We start from the raw sequence: 397 nt of genomic DNA on the forward strand, positions 1-397 counted from the left end.
AATCTACATTAACAGAAAGGTGTTCTTTTTTCACGCACCAAATGGGTGAAAAAAGAAACTCTTTACAAATGTTGAAGAAATACGGTTTTAGAGCGCAAACTCATAAAACTATGAATTATCTAGGATAGAATATTTTCTTTACATGTACGTATAAGTGAGATATAATTCTTTTTGAAAGCGCTATTATAATAAACAGAAGGAGGTAAATTCTGAACCACTCCCCGTCAAGTAGACAGGTTAAAAAACAAAATAATTGTTTACCCTACCACATTGAATAAGATGCTCAACGTGGTATTTTTTTATGAGGCTAAAGAACGGTACTCCGAAGGAGTTAAACCGTTAAATTTTGGTACATAACGCTTATGCATATAAAATTGAATGTAATCATCGATTCCGT

The 397-nt window shown here is 32.2% G+C and carries 1 protein-coding gene; it reads right to left on the reverse strand.

The window, feature by feature from the left end:
• Positions 1-299: 299 nt before the first annotated feature.
• Positions 300-392: an IS3 family transposase gene (locus ACEN4L_RS13485; RefSeq protein ID WP_407096640.1), complete on the reverse strand. Its 93-nt coding sequence runs from the start codon at positions 390-392 to the stop codon at positions 300-302.
• Positions 393-397 lie beyond the last annotated feature (5 nt).

This window comes from Desemzia sp. FAM 23988 (genome assembly GCF_045528365.1).
Taxonomy (GTDB): Bacteria; Bacillota; Bacilli; order Lactobacillales; family Carnobacteriaceae; genus Desemzia.